Source organism: Blautia sp. HCN-20427 (genome assembly GCF_037890365.1).
Classification (GTDB): domain Bacteria; phylum Bacillota; class Clostridia; order Lachnospirales; family Lachnospiraceae; genus Blautia.
The window spans coordinates 93,946-109,702 of record NZ_JBBKBX010000004.1 but is presented as its reverse complement, the minus strand read 5'-3'; the positions used below and the strand labels follow the sequence as shown (position 1 = coordinate 109,702).

General features: G+C 42.9%; 20 protein-coding genes. 16 read left to right on the top strand and 4 right to left on the bottom strand.

Annotated elements, in window-relative coordinates; all coding sequences use genetic code 11:
• Nucleotides 1-3: 3 nt before the first annotated feature.
• The 5 genes from pap to WKT17_RS03630 are packed head-to-tail and all read left to right on the top strand — an operon-like array spanning nt 4 to nt 3,405.
• Nucleotides 4-1,524: a polyphosphate:AMP phosphotransferase gene (gene pap, locus WKT17_RS03650; protein ID WP_173749149.1), complete on the top strand. Its 1,521-nt coding sequence runs from the start codon at nt 4-6 to the stop codon at nt 1,522-1,524.
• The gene (locus WKT17_RS03645) at nt 1,518-1,853 is read left to right on the top strand and encodes a hypothetical protein (RefSeq protein ID WP_173749148.1); all 336 of its coding nucleotides are present in this window, start codon (nt 1,518-1,520) and stop codon (nt 1,851-1,853) included. Before pap ends, WKT17_RS03645 begins: the two co-directional genes overlap by 7 nt.
• A 4-nt stretch (nt 1,854-1,857) precedes the next feature.
• On the top strand, nt 1,858-2,769 hold the full coding sequence (locus tag WKT17_RS03640) for a DUF2953 domain-containing protein (RefSeq protein WP_226853566.1): 912 nt from the start codon (nt 1,858-1,860) through the stop codon (nt 2,767-2,769).
• A 13-nt stretch (nt 2,770-2,782) separates the two neighbouring features.
• Nucleotides 2,783-3,205 carry a GerW family sporulation protein gene (locus tag WKT17_RS03635; protein ID WP_173749147.1) on the top strand — a complete coding sequence of 141 codons (423 nt, stop codon included), beginning with the start codon at nt 2,783-2,785 and terminating at the stop codon, nt 3,203-3,205.
• Between the two features lie 53 nt (nt 3,206-3,258).
• The gene (locus WKT17_RS03630) at nt 3,259-3,405 is read left to right on the top strand and encodes a hypothetical protein (RefSeq protein WP_173749146.1); all 147 of its coding nucleotides are present in this window, start codon (nt 3,259-3,261) and stop codon (nt 3,403-3,405) included.
• Nucleotides 3,406-3,463: 58 nt separating this feature from the next.
• Here WKT17_RS03630 and rpmB read toward each other — a convergent pair whose 3' ends face one another.
• Nucleotides 3,464-3,652, bottom strand: coding sequence for a 50S ribosomal protein L28 (gene rpmB / locus WKT17_RS03625; RefSeq protein ID WP_173749145.1), 189 nt, complete (start codon nt 3,650-3,652; stop codon nt 3,464-3,466).
• Between the two features lie 175 nt (nt 3,653-3,827).
• On the opposite strand from rpmB, the gene WKT17_RS03620 reads away from it, so the two are divergent.
• The 7 genes from WKT17_RS03620 to WKT17_RS03595 all read left to right on the top strand — a co-directional run bounded on the left by WKT17_RS03620 (nt 3,828) and on the right by WKT17_RS03595 (nt 11,253).
• The gene (locus WKT17_RS03620; RefSeq protein WP_173749144.1) at nt 3,828-4,184 is read left to right on the top strand and encodes an Asp23/Gls24 family envelope stress response protein; all 357 of its coding nucleotides are present in this window, start codon (nt 3,828-3,830) and stop codon (nt 4,182-4,184) included.
• A gap of 17 nt (nt 4,185-4,201) precedes the next feature.
• The gene (locus tag WKT17_RS03615; RefSeq protein WP_294541737.1) at nt 4,202-5,851 is read left to right on the top strand and encodes a DAK2 domain-containing protein; all 1,650 of its coding nucleotides are present in this window, start codon (nt 4,202-4,204) and stop codon (nt 5,849-5,851) included.
• Nucleotides 5,852-5,991: 140 nt separating this feature from the next.
• A complete protein-coding gene (recG, locus tag WKT17_RS03610) occupies nt 5,992-8,049 on the top strand; it encodes an ATP-dependent DNA helicase RecG (protein ID WP_294541739.1) in 2,058 nt (685 codons plus the stop codon).
• Nucleotides 8,050-8,098: 49 nt separating this feature from the next.
• Nucleotides 8,099-10,048, top strand: coding sequence for a diguanylate cyclase (locus WKT17_RS03605; protein WP_340271848.1), 1,950 nt, complete (start codon nt 8,099-8,101; stop codon nt 10,046-10,048).
• Between the two features lie 74 nt (nt 10,049-10,122).
• Nucleotides 10,123-10,308: a hypothetical protein gene (locus tag WKT17_RS16305; RefSeq protein WP_330593655.1), complete on the top strand. Its 186-nt coding sequence runs from the start codon at nt 10,123-10,125 to the stop codon at nt 10,306-10,308.
• Complete coding sequence (locus WKT17_RS03600) at nt 10,278-10,709, top strand: hypothetical protein (protein WP_330678953.1); 432 nt, start codon at nt 10,278-10,280, stop codon at nt 10,707-10,709. Before WKT17_RS16305 ends, WKT17_RS03600 begins: the two co-directional genes overlap by 31 nt.
• A gap of 136 nt (nt 10,710-10,845) precedes the next feature.
• Complete coding sequence (locus WKT17_RS03595; protein ID WP_294541744.1) at nt 10,846-11,253, top strand: DUF6465 family protein; 408 nt, start codon at nt 10,846-10,848, stop codon at nt 11,251-11,253.
• On the opposite strand, the gene cptIN is transcribed toward WKT17_RS03595, so the two are convergent.
• On the bottom strand, nt 11,248-11,820 hold the full coding sequence (gene cptIN, locus WKT17_RS03590; protein WP_173749138.1) for a type III toxin-antitoxin system CptIN family toxin: 573 nt from the start codon (nt 11,818-11,820) through the stop codon (nt 11,248-11,250). The two genes, WKT17_RS03595 and cptIN, sit on opposite strands and share 6 nt — an antisense overlap.
• 296 nt (nt 11,821-12,116) lie before the next feature.
• On the bottom strand, nt 12,117-12,347 hold the full coding sequence (locus WKT17_RS03585) for an alpha/beta-type small acid-soluble spore protein (RefSeq protein ID WP_173749137.1): 231 nt from the start codon (nt 12,345-12,347) through the stop codon (nt 12,117-12,119).
• 304 nt (nt 12,348-12,651) lie between these two features.
• Here WKT17_RS03585 and WKT17_RS03580 point away from each other — a divergent pair, with 304 nt between their 5' ends.
• From WKT17_RS03580 to WKT17_RS03565, 4 genes are read left to right on the top strand one after another with little or no spacing between them, the layout of a single operon-like run.
• Nucleotides 12,652-13,044: a methylglyoxal synthase gene (locus WKT17_RS03580; protein ID WP_173749136.1), complete on the top strand. Its 393-nt coding sequence runs from the start codon at nt 12,652-12,654 to the stop codon at nt 13,042-13,044.
• Nucleotides 13,045-13,074: 30 nt separating this feature from the next.
• Nucleotides 13,075-13,632 (top strand): 16S rRNA (guanine(966)-N(2))-methyltransferase RsmD, encoded by a 558-nt coding sequence (rsmD, locus tag WKT17_RS03575; protein ID WP_173749135.1) that lies wholly within the window; start codon nt 13,075-13,077, stop codon nt 13,630-13,632.
• Nucleotides 13,629-14,129, top strand: coding sequence for a pantetheine-phosphate adenylyltransferase (gene coaD / locus WKT17_RS03570; protein WP_173749134.1), 501 nt, complete (start codon nt 13,629-13,631; stop codon nt 14,127-14,129). Before rsmD ends, coaD begins: the two co-directional genes overlap by 4 nt.
• A gap of 23 nt (nt 14,130-14,152) precedes the next feature.
• Entirely contained in the window at nt 14,153-14,815 is a 663-nt protein-coding gene (locus tag WKT17_RS03565) for an ATPase (protein ID WP_173749133.1), read from the top strand.
• Here the strand turns inward: WKT17_RS03565 and WKT17_RS03560 are convergent.
• Nucleotides 14,786-15,754 (bottom strand): sporulation protein, encoded by a 969-nt coding sequence (locus WKT17_RS03560; RefSeq protein WP_173749132.1) that lies wholly within the window; start codon nt 15,752-15,754, stop codon nt 14,786-14,788. The two genes, WKT17_RS03565 and WKT17_RS03560, sit on opposite strands and share 30 nt — an antisense overlap.
• Between the last annotated feature and the right edge of the window lie 3 nt (nt 15,755-15,757).

The window sequence follows — 15,757 nt, the reverse complement described above, 5'->3', positions numbered from 1 at the left end:
AATATGCTGGAACAGATTGACCTTACAAAGAAAATGACAAAGGAAGCTTATCAGGAAGGCATAGATAGTCTAAAAGAGCGGCTGGCCGGCCTGCAGAGAGAGTGCAGAAGCCTGGGGATTCCGGTCATACTTGTTTTTGAAGGACTGGATGCCTCTGGAAAAGGGGTACAGATTAATCATCTGATTCACCCGTTAGACCCCAGAGGGTTTCAGGTTTTTGCCATTAAGGAGGCAAACGAAGAGGAAAGACTGCACCCCTTTCTCTGGCGATTCTGGACAAAGATTCCGGAGAAGGGAAGAATTGCTATTTTTGATACCAGCTGGTATAGGCGGCTTTCCACAGAACGGTTTGAAAAAAACTTTCCGGAAAAAGAGTTTTTGCATACCTGCGAGGAAATTAATAGTTTTGAGCGAACTCTGACAGACGACGGCAATGTGCTTATCAAGTTTTTTCTCTATATCAGCCAGAAAGAGCAGAGAAAACGGTTTGATAAAATGCTGGGTTCAAAAGAAACCGCCTGGAAGGTCAGCAGGCAGGACGAAAAGAGAAACAGGAATTACCGCAGATATAAAAGTATAAATGAAGAAATGCTGGAAAAGACAGAAACAGCCTGTGCGCCCTGGGTTATTGTGGAGGCAGAGAACCGGAGATTTGCTACTGTAAAGATTTACACAGAGGTTATCCGCCGTCTGGAAGAGGCGGTGCGGGCTAAGAAAAAGGAAGAAGAAAAAAATACAAAGACAGACGATGGAGCGCCAAGTGTGCTGCCGGAATGTTCGTTGGTGTCTTCGGTTTTGAGTAAGGTGGATTTATCTCTTTCTTATACAGAAAAGGAATACAAACAAAAATTGAAAAAACTGCAGAGCCGCATAGAACTTCTTCACAGTGAAATTTATCGCAGGAGGATTCCGGTAGTACTGGGGTTTGAAGGTTGGGATGCGGCTGGGAAAGGCGGAGCCATTAAACGTCTGACAGAACCTATGGACCCCCGAGGGTATGTGGTGAACCCTACGGCTGCTCCCAGTGATTTGGAGAAAAGCCATCACTATCTCTGGCGATTTTGGAGAAATATGCCCAAAGCCGGACATATTGCTATTTTTGACAGAACCTGGTACGGCAGAGTTATGGTAGAGCGAATTGAAGGTTTTTGTACAAAAGAAGAATGGCAGAGGGCTTACCGGGAAATCAACGAAATGGAGGAGTCTTTGGTTCATGGGGGTGCCATTGTGCTGAAATTCTGGCTGCAGATTGACAAGGAAGAACAGAAGCGGCGCTTTGATGCCAGAATGGAAAATCCGAAGAAACAGTGGAAAATTACGGAGGAAGACTGGCGGAACAGGGAAAAATGGGATCTCTATGAGGAGGCCGTCAATGAAATGATTATCCGTACATCTACCTCACAGGCGCCATGGATAATTGTGGAAGGAAATCAAAAATACTATGCCAGAATCAAGGTTCTGGAAACCGTGGCAGAGGCTTTAGAGGAGCGTTTGAAAAAGGAAAAAAAGGAATCGTTATGTTGAATTGGTATAAGAAACTGTATGTTGGTGATAATGCAAGAAAGAAGAAAAAACAGCTGATACGGAAAATCAGTATGGGCGCAGGGGTGGTGGATGTTTATCTCATTACCCTGGCATCCAATCCAAGGAACCAGCTGGATATTTTTTCGGCCAATGAACTGAAGCAAAGAGCCAGAAGAAAACATTGTCCCTTGATTATAGGACTCTGCCGAGGTTATGGGGAAGCCCTGGAGATGACAGAAATGCTGGTGCGAAAAACATACGAACAGACCGGTACAGCCCAGGTGCGGCAGTGGCTGGAACATCAGATTGGAGAGGAGAGCAGCAGGTGACATTATGATTGTGCTACATATCTTACTGGGAATTTTAAAAGCAGTGGGTATCCTTCTGCTGATACTTCTGGGACTGCTTCTGCTGCTCATATTCTCTCTGCTGTTCTGTCCGGTAGGCTATGGGATACAAGGGGAAAAAGATGAGGCAGGATGCAGAGGAACGGCAAAGATATCCTGGCTTTTTCATCTGGTATCTGTGAAGGGAACCTACAGCGGAAGCACCGGGGAAATGCAATGTACGGTGAGACTGTTTGGAATTCCCCTGGAAAAAAGACGGGAGCGCAGGAAAAACAGCAAAAACACTGTTTCTTTTCTCGCAGAAGCATCAAAAGAACAGGCGCAGGAACAACCTCCAAGGACGGAAGCGAAGGCGCAGGAAACAGAACCTAAGCCGGAAACAACAGAGGAGAACAAACAAAAAAAGCAGAAGCACACTCCCCCAAGGGAGTCATGGTTAAAAAAAGCATGGAACTTTCTGAAAAAAATGTGGGAGCTGCCAAGCAGATTTTTCAAAGCACTGAAAAATTTCCGGTTAACATGGAAGAAAATCTGTGCTAAAATGGAATCCATCAAAAAACTTTTGAAATCAGAACAGTTTCAAAATGGAAAGTCACTGCTTTTTGCAGAAGTAAAGAAGTTTCTTCGCCGCATACGTCCCGGCAAAGTGGAGGGACATGTGAAATTTGGACTGGAAGATCCGTGTCTGGCCGGTGAACTTTTGGGCGCGGCGGGCATATTTTACCCTCTTTATGGGAAACACTTTACCATAGAACCTTATTTTGACCGAAATCTTTTCCAGGGAAGAATCGGTATTAAGGGGCGGATTTACGGAATTCACTTTGTGCTTCTGGCATGGAACCTGTTTTGGAGCCGGGATATCCGGTATCTGGTGAAAAAAATAAGAACATATTTTTAAGGAGGAAGCAGACATGGCTGCAGAGAATAATTTTCGGACTACAGTAGAATCTTTGTTTAAGGGAATGGACAGCTTTATTACTACAAAAACAGTGGTAGGAGAAGCGATTACCGTGGGAGATACCATTATTCTGCCTTTGGTGGATGTTTCTTTTGGCGTAGGGGCAGGTGCTTTTGCCGAAGAAAAGAAAAACAACGGCGGCGGCGCTATGGGAGGAAAGATTTCTCCCAGTGCGGTGCTGGTCATTTCCGGCGGTGTGACAAAACTGGTGAATATCAAGAATCAGGACGGTCTTACTAAGGTTTTGGATATGGTGCCGGATTTCCTGAATAAATTTACAGAGGGTAAGAAAGAATCTGAAGTTGTGATTCATACCGAAGAAAAAAAAGAGGAAAAAACAGAAGACAAAGCCCAGGAAACAGGGAAAACAGAATAGAAAGGAAGCGGCTTTGCATATACTAATAGGGAAAAGGCAAAGGAGAGCAGAGCATGAGCCGTGTATGTGGATTGTTTCTGTTTGCATTCGGAATGGGACTGTTTATTGCTTTGATTTTTCCCAAGACGCTCTTCATGGTGGTTGTGGCAGCTTTGTGCCTGCTGATAGGGTACAATCTGTTCTGCAGCTGCCATTTTTAAAACAAACAAAAAACAGACCTTGTCTTTTCGACAAGGTCTGTCAATGTGTCAATCAGTATTAAGCTCTTTCCACTTTACCACTTCTTAAACAGGAAGTACAAACATACATTTTCTTTGCGTTTCCGTTGTCTGTTTTAACTTTTACAGATTTGATGTTGGATTTCCACATTTTGTTTGACCTTCTATGAGAATGGCTCACGCTGATTCCAAAATGAGCACCTTTTTCACAAATTGCGCACTTTGCCATGGTAGCACCTCCTTAAATATATAATAAGTCCGTGTAACAAACTCACAACACTGACTATTTTAGCAGATGATATACACTTTTGCAAGTAAAATTATAAAAAATTTAAATTATTATTTCGTTTTTGGAAAAGATATGGTAGAATACATATTATAAAAAAGTATGGAGGTATCCGTGCATGAATGGATTTGTTGATACAGGATTAGGAAAAATTATGATTGATACCGATGTGATTGCCACTTATGCGGGCAGTGTAGCAGTAGAATGTTTTGGGATTGTAGGTATGGCTGCCGTGAGCATGAAAGACGGACTTGTAAAATTATTAAAAAGAGACAGCCTGAAGCATGGAATCAATGTCACCATTGCCGATAACAAAATTACTCTGGACTTTCATGTGATTGTTGCCTATGGAGTTAGTATTTCAGCCGTTTCTGACAACTTAATCAGCAACGTGAAGTACAAAGTAGAAGAATTTACAGGCCTGACTATAGAGAAAATCAATATCCTCGTAGAAGGCGTAAGAGTAATTGATTAATAAGGAGGAAACTTGTTTTGAATACCAATACCGTTGATGCGAAGATGCTTGGCAGAATGTTCCTTTCCGGGGCAAAAAATCTGGAAGCGAAAAAAGAGTGGATTAATGAATTGAACGTCTTTCCGGTTCCTGATGGAGATACCGGAACCAATATGACTCTGACGATTATGTCAGCAGCCTCCGAAGTGAGCGCGCTGTCTGATTCCAGTATGAAAGCTTTGGCAAAGGCTATTTCTTCCGGTTCTTTAAGAGGTGCAAGAGGAAACTCCGGTGTTATTCTTTCTCAGCTTTTAAGAGGATTTACAAAAGTCATCGAACATTACGATACCGTAGACGCTGTTATTTTTGCCAGAGCGTTTGAAAAAGGTGTGGAGACTGCGTATAAAGCGGTTATGAAGCCAAAAGAAGGAACCATTCTGACTGTGGCAAGAGGGGCGGCAGAAAAAGCCCTGGAAATTGCCGGAGAAAGTGACAGTCTGGAAACCTTCTTTACCGATGTAATTGCAGAGGCAGAGTTGGTGCTTTCCAGAACTCCGGACATGCTTCCCGTGCTGAAGGAAGCAGGCGTAGTGGATTCCGGCGGACAGGGTCTTTTGGAAGTATTGAAGGGCGCTTTTGACGGATATATGGGCAAAGAAATTGACTTAAATTTTGAAAAACCCAAAACAGCCGTGTCAGGCAAGCCGGTTTCTGCAGAAGAAAGCAATATCAAATTCGGATACTGCACAGAGTTTATCATTATGCTGGAAAAGCAGTTTACGGAAAAAGACGAGCACGAGTTTAAAGAATATCTGATGTCTATTGGAGATTCTCTGGTTGTGGTAGCGGACGATGAGATTGTCAAAGTCCATGTACATACCAACGATCCTGGTGAGGCAATCCAGCGGGCTCTGACGTATGGACAGTTATCCAACATGAAGATTGACAATATGCGTCTGGAACATCACGAAAAGGTTATCAAAGAAGCAGAAAAAATGGCTGCACAGCAGGCGGCGGCAGAACCGGAAAAAGAGGTTGGTTTTATTTCCGTATCCGTTGGAGCCGGTATGGGAGAAATCTTTAAAGAACTGGGTGCGGATTACCTGATTGAGGGCGGACAGACCATGAACCCCAGTACCGAAGACGTGCTGCAGGCTATTGAACGGGTCAATGCAAAGAATATTTTCATTTTCCCAAACAATAAGAACATTATTCTGGCAGCAAATCAGGCCAGAGATTTGACTGAGGACAAAAATATCATTGTCATTCCGACCAAGACCATTCCTCAGGGAATTACCGCCTTGATTTCCTATGTACCGGATAAGGCGGTAGAACAGAATACAGAGGAAATGATGGAAGCAGTGGGAAATGTAAAGACTGGTCAGATTACTTATGCTGTCCGTGATACAAAGATTGATGACAAGGAAATCCGTCAGGGGGATATTATGGGAATCGGCGATCATGGCCTTCTGGCAGTGGGAACCGGTATTGAAGATATTACTGTAGCGGCCCTGCAGGAAATGACAGATGAAGATTCAGAAATTATCAGTGTATACTATGGACAGGATGTAAGCGAAGAAGATGCAGAACATCTGGCAGAACGTCTGGAAGAGCAGTATCCTGATTTTGATATTGAAATTCATAACGGCGGACAGCCAATTTACTACTATATTGTTTCCGTGGAATAAACTTTTGGAAACCCCTGTAAGAAAACGGGGCTGCGGCACAGAGCGGTGTGTTTCATACCGTGTGTGCCGCAGCCTTTTCCTGTACGGCAAGACAAAGCCGGACAGAACACAGAGAGAAAAGGCAGTAGGAGCAGAGGAATATGAGAGAGCAGGACAGCATACGAAGCATAAAAGGAATTGGGGAAAAAACAGAAAAGCTTTTCACAAAACTGGGGATTGCCACAGTGGGAGATTTTTTGCGGTATTATCCCAGAGATTATGATGAATATAAAGAACCGGTATCTGTATCGGAGGCAGAAGAGGGAAAGAAAACAGCCGTTCTGGGGCGGATTGCAGGAAGAGTAGGTATGAGCAATACCGGAAAAAGAACTGTAGTGACGGTTTCCCTGCGGGATGAGAGAAGCAGTCTGCAACTAACCTGGTATAATATGCCGTTCCTTAGGAATACTCTGCGGTCAGGGGGACTTTATATTTTTCGTGGAATCGTTGTGAAAAAGGGTGGGCGGCTCACCATGGAACAGCCGGAAATCTTTGGCAGAGAGGATTATGAGGCTAGGCTTCATACCCTGTATCCGGTATACAGTCTGACAAAGGGTCTGACGAACAAACTCATGGTCAAGACCATGCATCAGATTCTGGACAGCCGGGAAATTACAGCAGAATATCTGCCGGAGGAATATAGGAATCATTATCAGCTGGCAGAATACAATTATGCCTTGTCCCATACGCATTTTCCAAAAGATAAGAAAGATTTGGTCATAGGGCGCAAAAGGCTGGTTTTTGATGAATTTCTGTTTTTTATTCTGTCTGTCCGCATGATGAAAGAAAAAAATATGGATTCCCGGAATGCCTTTGCCATGAAACCAGTGTGGGAGACTGAAAATGTGATAGAAAATCTGCCATATCCTTTGACCAATGCACAGAAGCGTGTTTGGAACGAGATTGAAACCAATATGACTGGACACACACGGATGTCCAGACTGGTACAGGGAGACGTGGGAAGCGGAAAGACGATCATTGCGTTTCTTTCTATGATACTGACAGCGGCAAACGGGTATCAGGCAGCGCTTATGGTGCCTACGGAAGTGCTGGCCAGACAGCATTATGAGGAGTTGTGTAAACTGCTGGAAAAGCAGGGGATGCCTTTTGAAGCTGTGCTGCTTACAGGTTCTAATACAGCCAGGGAAAAAAGGGAACGATATGAAAAAATTGTATCCGGAACAGCACGTCTTGTTGTAGGAACGCATGCTTTGATTCAGGAAAAGGTTATTTATGAAAATCTGGCCCTTGTAATTACAGATGAACAGCACCGTTTTGGGGTCGGACAGAGAGAGAATTTGTCGAAAAAAGGAACAAAGCCCCATGTGCTGGTTATGAGTGCTACGCCCATTCCCAGAACGTTGGCGATTATTCTTTACGGAGACCTGGATATCTCTGTTATGGACGAACTTCCCGCAAAAAGACTTCCCATTAAAAACTGCGTAGTGGATACATCCTATCGGCCAAAAGCATACAGCTTTATTCAAAAACAGGTACAGGAGGGGCGGCAGGTCTATGTTATCTGTCCCATGGTAGAAGAGAGTGAGGGGCTGGAAGCGGAAAATGTACTGGATTACAGCCAGAAATTAAAGGAAGCGCTTCCCGGAAATATTCAGGTGGCTTATCTCCATGGGAGAATGAAAGCAGCAGAAAAAAACAGAATCATGGAACAGTTTGCAGCCAATGAAATCCAGGTGCTGGTATCTACCACGGTTATTGAAGTAGGAGTCAATGTGCCCAATGCTACTGTGATGATGGTGGAAAATGCAGAACGCTTTGGGCTTGCACAGCTTCATCAGCTCCGCGGCCGGGTAGGGCGGGGCGAACACCAGTCCTACTGTATTTTTGTACAGGGAGGACAGGACGCAGAGACGAAGGAGCGATTGGAGATTCTGGTAAAGTCCAATGATGGCTTCTATATTGCAGGGGAAGATTTAAGGCTGAGAGGACCGGGAGACTTGTTTGGAATACGGCAAAGCGGTCTTTTGGAATTCCGGCTTGCAGACATCTTTCAGGACGCAGAGATTTTGAAAGAGGCCAGTGAAGCTGCAGGTTCTATTCTGGCACTGGACAGGGATTTGTCTCTTCCGCAGAACGCCCGTCTTAGGGACTGTCTGCAGTCCTATACGAAAAATCGAATAGAAACACCGGGCTTGTGACAAATGGAGGGAGTATACAAAATGAATGAAAAATTGCCAGGAGATACGAATGGTAAAGAAAATTAGATTTTTGATAGTAGGAATAGTAATGTTGTTGGTAATTGTTCTGCTTATCAGGAAACCGCATGAGAGTGAAACAGAATCTCTTTTGGCTTATGCAAAGATTATGGTAGAAGGGCAAGAAATAAAAACAAAACAATATAATGAGATAAAAACATATCTTCAGTCTTCAGAAGAAAACAGTCAGCATGATTTTTTGGCAGGAGTAACTGCTTATGCACAGGGGGATTATGGAACGGCGGCGAAAGAGTTTATGTCAGCAGCGGAAAGGATTCAAGAACAAGACGATGATTTTATCAAAATATATACATACGTTCTACTGAATGAATCGCTTCAATATGATGAAAGAGAAACAGAAGATTTCGCAGAAAACAGTCAAAAAGCGTTGAATTATATGGCGCAATCAAAAGAGTATAGAAATAATGTTGATTTATGCTGGAGGATTGCATCCATATTTTTGGAAAACCAAGAGAATAACAAGCAAGGTGCCAGACTTTTAGAAGAGTATGTGACAAATGTGAAGGGACTGAAAGCGGAAAGCAAGGTTAGGCTGTATGGAAATATTGGACAATTATATTCGATAGACGGGGATTATTCTGTTGCTTTACAATATTGTTGGCGTGGACTTGAGTTATTGGAATCCTCTCCTCTGATTCCCAATCGTTCCAAATATATGTCAAAATTTTTGGCAGTGCTTGGAGACAATGCTTATGGGTTGGAACAGTATCAAACAGCAATCGAATATTATGAGCAGTCTTTGGAGATTTTCCAAAAGAGAGAGGATGATGATTTGTTGGCGGATGCCAGTCTTGCTTTGGTCAATGAAGGAGCCGCATATCTTGAACTGGGACAGCATAAAAAAGTGCTTTCTGTGTTGGATGAATTGGGGGAACTGATACCTAAAATACCGGAATCCCAGAAAGATGATATCCAAATTCTGTGGGGAAATCTGAGAGCACAGCTGTATATGAATGAGGGCAATCTTGAACAGGCAGAGTATGAACTGGAGGCTGCAAAGGAGTTGCTGAACACAGATGATGTGGAATATTCGTTGAATAAGGATGTGTATTTGGATTATTCCTATGCAAGATTGTATAAGGAACAGGGAAAATTTGATGAAGCATTGGAGTTATATCGGCAGATTGTCACACGTTCAGCAGATGCGGGGCTCGGACTCGAAAAAAATGCTTATTCTGATATGGCAGATATTTATATGCAGGAAAATAATATGAATGCATATATCGAAACCCGTGAACAATATGTGGAGGTGATTGAACTCAAAAATCAGCAGTTAGGTACGGATTATATGGAATATTCGGAAAAAGTTCATCAGTATTATTCTTTGACGGAACAGCATCAAATCAGAAAAATCATCATTGCAGTTATAAGCGTCATAGGAATTATGATATTAGCGGATATTGTATTTTGGCTGATAAAATGGCGAAAAAAGAGCTATACCGACCCTATGAGCAAATTGCATAACCGTGAGTATTTGACAAGGTACATGAGAAAAAATAAAAAGAAACTGGCGGGCAAGCCCTTGACCCTGCTTATGATGGATATTGATTATTTCAAACAGTACAATGATTATTATGGACATGTGCAAGGAGACAATGGGATTAAAGCACTTGCAGAGATTCTGGCGGAATCTGTTCGGAAAAAAGATTTGGTGATACGATACGGCGGGGAAGAGATGCTTGTGATACTTCAGGAAACAACAGCAGACTGTGCCAAGGATATGGCAGAGCGAGTCAGAAAGAATCTGGCAGATAAACATATTTCTCATGAGAAGTCGAAAGTGTCTGACCGATTGACGGTCAGTATGGGAATATATACGGTTTATTATAATGGGGAAGATATCTTTGAACTGATAGAAAAAGCAGATGAACTATTATATCAGGCAAAACGAAAAGGGAGAGATTGCTACGTATGTGCCTAAAAAGAGTTTTGAATCATTATAAGTATCCATTCAAACATCTTCAAAATGTTTGAAGAGAGTGGGAGAATTACAATATGGAGATTAAGAAAATACTACAAAACAGAGCACCGCAAGTTGCGATGAAACATCTTATGTCAGATGAAGTTATGGATTTGATTCATAAAAATATGCAACCAAGAGACACTATAATGGCGTATTATCGCTGCGCGATTATGGAAGTTGAGACAAAATTAGGGATAAGAATATTCCGCTGTCTATAGATGCGATTGAGGAAAACATCAATGACATTGCAGGAGTAAGAGTCATATGTTCGTTTTGTGAAGATATTTATATGTTGGCAGATTGTTTGCTCAAGCAGGACGACATTACGCTTATAGAAATGAAAGACTATATTAAAAATCCGAAACCAAACGGATATCGTTCTTTACATTTAATTATTTCGGTGCCGATTTTTCTTAAAGATGAGAAGCGGGATATGAAAGTAGAAGTACAGCTTCGGACAATCGCTATGGATTTTTGGGCAAGTCTGGAGCATAAAATCAGATATAAGAAAAATCTTTCAGATGACTTGCAGAGGGAGTTGGCAGAGGAATTATTGTACTGTGCAAATCAAAGTGCGGAATTGGACCTGAAAATGCAGGGGATTCGAAATAAACTATAAAACATAAAAATGGGAGACTATGGTGTAGAAGGGTGGCTTGACTGCTTTTTCAATGAAAAAAACTTGAAAGTTTTTAGCAAAAGAGGTATCATAAACAGGACATTTAAAGTTGCAAGTGACGAAGGAGGAGATAGAAATGTCAGTTAGAAAGACAACCACAAAGGCTGCAGCAGAGGCTGCCGCTGTAAAGACGACTCCAGCGAAGACAGAAGAAACAAAAACCGAAACAGCTGCAAAGAAAGCGCCGGTAAAAAGAGGGGCGGCAAAGAAGGAAGCGGCTGCAAAAAAAGCAACTGCCACAAAGACGAGAACTGCAAAGACAACACCGGCTGCTGCAAAGGAAAGCGTATTTTTACAGTTTGCGGGAAAAGAACTGGATACGGAAATCATCAAGGCAAATGTGAGAAAAGCATGGGTAGCAGAGACAGGTAAAAAAGAAAGTGACATTAAAGACGTACAGATTTATGTAAAACCGGAAGAAAACGCTGCTTACTATGTAGTAAATGGTGAATTCGTAGAAGGTGGAAGAAAAATAGACTTATAAGACAGGCTTTTTTGAAACAGGGAGAGAACTTCTTTTATGATTTGTTGTAAAAGAGGTTCTTTTTTTCTGGACTTCCTGCTGCACTTCTTTCAGAAGCTGCTTTTCGATGGAGAGTACGTCGGGAAAAATAAGAGAAGTGTTGCCCCGGCGAAGTTGTTCGATAACTTCACGGGCGTATTTCAGAAGCTGCCGCTGGGTTTTGTGGGAAATCTGTACAGGGTTTTGGGAGGCGGAATCCATGTATTCCATGGTGATGTAGCGTCTGGTGACCGGACACATATTTTGAATCAGGAAAGCCTTTTCATGTCCCAGCACCTGGCCGAATACAATGGTATTGCACCGCTGGTACCGGGCCAGTTTGCTTTTGTATACTTTTCGGAATTTGGACACCTGGGAAGAAAAAGGAATGAACCAGTAGAGCTCCGGGTGCTGTCTGTCCTGAAAAGCACAGTAGCAGGGGCGGTTGTGGCTCTTTTCTTTTGTGGATTCTTTGTTTTGCATTAGGTATCGGTCGTGAAATTTTTGAAAATACTCGTCTGAAATGAAATAAAAATGATGATTTGTCATAGATTCTCCTAAGATTTGATTGGACTGATATGATTTTGGATATGCTTTAAGAAGGGGCTGTATTTGAGCCTGGTTATCTTTGGGTTGCATACCAGGAAGCAACGGACATTTGAGCCCGGGTATCTTTTCGTTGCATACCGGGAAGCAACAGACATTTGAAAGGGAAACGTATGTTTTTGTATTTCCTATCATACACCCCTGAAAAAGAAATGTCCAGAGGAAAATATTGGAAATTTGCACAAAGAAAAGAGGACCTGTAAAAAGCCCTCTTTTCCGTGAAAGCAGGAATGGTTCTTTTAGAACTGCTGTGTAGAGCCGCTTCCGCTCATCTGTCTTTCCTGTGCTTCAATCATTTTTTTGACCATATAACCGCCTACGGAACCGTTCTGTTTGGAAGTCAGGTTTCCGTTGTATCCGTCTGTAAGAGGTACACCTAATTCGTTGGCTACTTCATATTTAAAACGGTTTAAGGCTCCTTTTGCTTCTGGTACAGCTGCTCTGTTTGAAGAAGAATTGTTGTTAGACATTTTTTGTTCCTCCTTTGAAATATGATTTTGTGTTACAATGCTATTATGTGAATTTGAAAAGATTTTAGCCTAGAAGTTCTTTCAAGTTTTGACAAATTTTGTGAATTGTATTACAATATGAAATCGAGTTTCATAATCAGAGCATTTATGAGGTGAAAGCATTAGACTTTTTGTAAAAAGTGTATAAATGGACAAAAAATAATTGCAAAAACTTGGTGTTTTTGCTATAATGACTCTGGACTACAATACCAGGTGGTACAGAACCCGGCATTGTTGCTATTATAAAAAATAAGGATTGATGTAGATGAACGTTGGAATTATAGCACATAACAGTAAGAAAGCCCTGATTGAGGATTTTTGTATTGCCTATAAAAATATACTGGCAAAACATGAAATCTATGCTACGGGAACCACAGGAAGGCGTATCGAAGAAGCTGCAAATCTTCGGGTTCACAAATTCCTTCCGGGAAGCATGGGCGGAGATAAGCAGTTTACGGAAATGATTGAGCGCGGCGATATTGATATGGTAATCTTTTTCTACAATCCGGCTATGATAGATGCAAAAGAGCCGGACGTGTATCAGATTTCCAGATGCTGCGACCAGTACAACATTCCCATTGCGACCAATATTGCAACCGCAGAGTCCCTGATTCTGGGACTGGACCAGGGCGATTTGGATTATCGCCTGAATCGTTAAATGTGATACTTTGAAAAAAGGACAGAAGATATGAGAGTAATTGCAGGCAGTGCAAAAAGTATGCCGCTTAAAACCATTCCGGGGCTGGAGACCCGCCCCACCACAGACCGTATTAAAGAGACGCTGTTTAATATGCTGCAGCCCTATCTTTGCCAGTGCAGATTTCTGGATATTTTTGCAGGCAGCGGGGGCATTGGGATTGAAGCTTTAAGCAGAGGGGCAGACTTTTGTGCCTTTATTGAAAAAAACAGAAGAGCAGCCGCTGTTATAGAGGAGAATCTGAAATTTACCAGACTTGCGTCCAAAGCCCAGGTATACAGCCAGGACGTTTTTGGTGTTCTGTCTTCTCTGCAGGAGGCAGAGCCTTTTGACTGTATTTTTATGGACCCTCCTTATGACAGGGAACTGGAGAAGCAGGTACTGGAGCAGCTGCGCGGGGCAGCCTGTGTGGATGAGAACACACGGATTATTGTGGAAGCTTCTCTTTCTACAAAATTCGATTATCTGGAAGAGTACGGATTTTTCACGGAAAAAGTGAAACAGTATAAGACAAATCAGCATGTTTTCATAAGAAAGGCACCAAAATGACAAGAGCAATTTATCCGGGAAGCTTTGACCCGGCGACCTATGGACATTTAGATATTATAAAAAGGGCGGCAGAGCTTTTCGACGAGGTAATCGTGGCAGTTTTGAATAATTCTGCAAAAAGTCCGTTGTTTTCTGTTGCGGAACGTGTTAATATATTAGAGTATATAACAAAAGACATACCAAATGTAAAGGTGCAGTCTTTCGACGGTTTGTCCGTGAATTTTGCACGGAGCTGCGAAGCAAAGGTTATTATCCGCGGTCTGCGGGCAATTACAGATTTTGAATATGAACTGCAGATGGCGCAGACAAACCGGGTACTGGCAATGGATATCGACACCATGTTTTTGACTACCAGTCTCCAGTATGCCTATTTAAGTTCCACCACGGTAAAGGAAGCAGCTTCTTTTGGGGCGGATATTTCCAAATTTGTGCCGGAATATGTGGTGCAGAGGGTGGAAGAAAAATACAGAAACAGACATTCGGAAAAAACAGAATGAGATACGATAAGGAGAATTAAGAAATGAGCAGCAGAATTGAACAGATTATTGAAGAAATTGAAGAATATGTAGAGAGTTGTAAATATCAGCCTTTATCCACAACGAAAATCATTGTGAATAAAGAAGAAATCGAAGAACTTTTAAGAGAACTGCGTCTGAAAACTCCTGATGAAATTAAACGATACCAGAAAATCATCAGCAACAAGGATGCAATTCTGCAGGACGCCCAGGCAAAGGCAGATAATATCATTGAAGATACCAAGAAACAGGTACAGGAAATGGTAAAAGAATCTGAAGTCATGCAGCAGGCGTATGCACAGGCCAATGAGACTGTAAACAGTGCAAACCAGCAGGCACAGGCTATCATTGATGCAGCAACCAATGACGCAAACAATCTGCGGCTCAGCGCAGTTTCCTATACGGATGAAATGATGGCAAATATGGGACAGATTGCTTCTTCTATGTTAGAGGATGCGGCTGCTAAGTACAATGAATTTGTCCGTACCCTGCAGGCTTCTGTAGATGTTATCAAACAGAACCGTGCAGAGCTTTCTCCGCAGCTTACACAGGGCGGCAGTGCGCCTGTACAGGAAGAGGCTGCAGCACCGTCCCCTGCACAGGCGGATTCCTATGAACCGGATGATTACGATGATGATTTAGACGATGACTTTGACGACTTCGACTAAGAAAAAGGTCAGAGCCAGAGTAATGGTAAGACAGCAAAGCTTTCCTTTCAGATAAGGGATAAGAGACAAATCTGTATCGGCCAGCATGGATTTTGTCTGGGCTGCTACGCATAGACCGCCAAATGAAGTAAAGGATACGGTGAGAATGTAGAGCAGGGAAAAGGGCAGCCGGCTTTGGGAAAGAGCAGAAAGCCCGGTGGTGATTTCCATAAGTCCCAGTACCGGATAACGGATACAGGGAACTGCTGGAAGCCATGTCTTCAGGAAACTTTGTAAAACTGAAAACAAAATCATATATCCTCCCAGCTTGGTGATGGATAGGAATGCATTTAAGATAGAGGCATCCAGGGCTTCTCCCAGAGACAGGGAGGCGGATGTCTCTTTTTTTAAGTTTTCCCGGAAAGGTGCAGAAACAGCCGGGGTTTCCGGTACAGACTGTCGCCTGCGGGAAGGGCGAAACATCAGGGAACACAGAAAAGAGGACAGGTAAATCACCAGATAAGTCCATCCGGTCACGTCTTCCCTTCCGAGAATTTCCACACAGAGATAGGCAGAGAGAAAGGAGGGGCCCGGATGACAGGAAAAGGTCAGCAGATAATCAGCCTCCTGTCTGGTAATACGCTGGCCTCGGTACAAATCAGCCGTGACTTTGGCTCCCATGGGATAACCGCAGAAAATCCCCATAAAGAGGGCGTAAGTTCCCTGGGGAGAAAGTCCGAATGCCCTGCGCCAGAAAGAAGCGCCCCGGCCAAAGAGTTTCTCCAAAACCTCCAGGTGCACAAACAGAGAGGACAGGATAAGAAAGGGCAGCATGGAGGGCAGGAGTGTGAAGAACCACAACATCAGCCCGGTCTTTGCCCCCAGAAGGGACTGCCTGGGAAAGAACAGGAGCAGACAGAAAAAAAGAATAAAAGGAAGAAAAGAAAAGGCACGTTTCATAAA